Origin of the sequence: Plasticicumulans sp. (assembly GCF_035331805.1) — a bacterium.
GTDB lineage: Bacteria > Pseudomonadota > Gammaproteobacteria > Competibacterales > Competibacteraceae > Plasticicumulans.
In genome coordinates this window covers 1-2,050 of record NZ_DAOLKE010000495.1, presented here as the reverse complement: position 1 = coordinate 2,050, position 2,050 = coordinate 1, and the positions used below count along the sequence as shown (strand labels likewise).

Below are 2,050 nucleotides of genomic sequence, written 5' to 3'. Positions count from 1 at the left end.
CGAGCCGGCCGCCGCGCGCGACGACGGCGAGGCCGGCGAGGCCGCCGATCGAGAAGGTCAGCGCCAGCAGCTCGAACGGCGGCAGGCCGGCGGAGAGCGTCGCGCCGAGCGCGAGCGTCGCCCACAGCAGGATCGCGACGGCGCCGGTCAGCGTGGCGCGCAGGCGGGCATCGGACATCGGGGCAGATACTCCGGGCGGGACGGGTCGCGCATCCTTCCAGAGCGCCGCCGCGGATGCCAGCCGCCGCAGACGCCCCGGGCGCCGCGCGGGCGCCCGGGGGCAGGGCAGGGGCAGATGCCGGCTCAGGCGGCCGGGCGCAGATCCTCGACCGGTGCCACGGCCGGCTTCAGCTCGCTGCACACCGCGCGGTAGACGAGCGCGCCGATGGCGCCGCCGACGATCGGCGCGAGCCAGAACAGCCAGAGCTGACCGAGGTATTCACTGCCGGCGAACAGGGCCTGCGAGGTCGAGCGCGCCGGGTTCACCGAGGTGTTGGTGACCGGGATGCTGATCAGGTGGATCAGCGTCAGGCACAGGCCGATCGCGATCGGCGCGAAGCCGGCCGGTGCGCGTGCATCGGTCGCGCCCATGATCACGAACAGGAACATCGCGGTCATGACCACCTCGGTGATCAGCGCCGCGCCGAGGCCGTACTTGCCGGGCGACAGCTCGCCGTAGCCGTTGGCCGCGAAGCCGCCGATCGACGCGCCGGCCTTGCCGGTGGCGATCAGATACAGCACGAAGGCCGCTGCCGTCGCCCCGAGCACCTGCGCGACGACATAAGGCACGACCTCCTGCGCCGGGAAGCGGCCGCCGACGGTCAGGCCGACCGTGACCGCCGGGTTCAGGTGGCAGCCGGAAACATGGCCGATCGCGTAGGCCATCGTCAGCACGGTCAGGCCGAAGGCGAGCGCCACGCCGTGCAGGCCGATGCCGACCTGCGGAAACGCCGCGGCCAGCACGGCACTGCCGCAACCGCCGAGCACGAGCCAGAACGTGCCGATGAACTCGGCACCGAGTCGCTTGCTGAAATGCATGGGAAACCTCCTGGCGGGGGAATGGCCGGATCGGGGGGAGATGCACGGAGTGCCGCCGTCCGGCCACCGGGGCCCGGCGGACGGCGTACCCGATATGGCAGAGCCATTCCGTCGCAGAGGTTAATTTTCGGACAGCGGGGCCGCCGGGGGCTTTCAGCCGGTGCCGGTCTCCAGCAGGCGCTCGCGCCGGCGCAGGTCCGGGAACAGCCGCATCCACACCAGCACCACGAGCAGCGTGCCGAGTCCGCCGAGCGCGGCGGCCGGCACGGTGCCGAACAGCGCCGCGGTCAGTCCGGATTCGAATTCGCCGAACTGGTTCGAGGCGCCGATGAAGATCGAATTGACCGCGCTGACGCGGCCGCGCATCTCGTCCGGGGTTTCGAGCTGCACCAGCGAGGCGCGGATCACGACGCTGATCATGTCCGAGGCCCCGAGCACGACCAGCGCCGCCAGCGACAGCGCGAACTGCGTCGACAGCGCGAACACCAGCGTCGCGACGCCGAACACCGCGACGGCCGCGAACATCAGCCGGCCGACGCCGCGCTGCGGCGGATGGCGCGACAGCCACAGCGACATCGCCAGCGCGCCGATCGCCGGTGCCGAGCGCAGCAGGCCGAGGCCGAGCGGGCCGGTCAGCAGGATGTCGCGCGCGTAGATCGGCAGCAGCGCGGTCGCGCCGCCGAGCAGCACCGCGAACAGGTCGAGCGAGATCGCGCCGAGCACGACCGGCCGGCTGCGGATGAAGGTGATGCCGGCGAACAGCGTGTCGAGCCCCGGCGGCGGTGCGCTGGTGGCCGGGCGGTTCAGCGGCTCGATGCGCGCCAGCTGCAGGCTCGCGAGCGCCCACAGCAGCGCGCTGGCCGCGAACACCGCTGCCGGCCCGGCGGCGTAGACGAAACCGGCCAGCGCCGGGCCGGTGATCACGGCGGTCTGCATCGCCGAGGCCGAGGCCGCGACCGCGCTGCCGAGCCGGGCGGGCGGCACCAGCCGCGGCAGCAGCGCCTGCAGCGAC

Annotated in this window: 2 protein-coding genes; both read right to left on the bottom strand. The window is 73.2% G+C overall.

Going from position 1 to position 2,050, the window contains the following annotated elements; genetic code table 11:
• Positions 1-303: 303 nt before the first annotated feature.
• On the bottom strand, positions 304-1,038 hold the full coding sequence (aqpZ, locus tag PKE44_RS18760) for an aquaporin Z (protein ID WP_324554266.1): 735 nt from the start codon (positions 1,036-1,038) through the stop codon (positions 304-306).
• A gap of 153 nt (positions 1,039-1,191) precedes the next feature.
• The coding region (locus PKE44_RS18755) for an MFS transporter (protein ID WP_324554264.1) at positions 1,192-2,050 on the bottom strand (859 nt) is incomplete at its 5' end.

Coding starts and splice junctions, on each gene's coding strand:
- aqpZ (WP_324554266.1), bottom strand. CDS start 1,038: ATGCATTTCAGCAAGCGACTCGGTGCCGAGTTCATCGGCACGTTCTGG.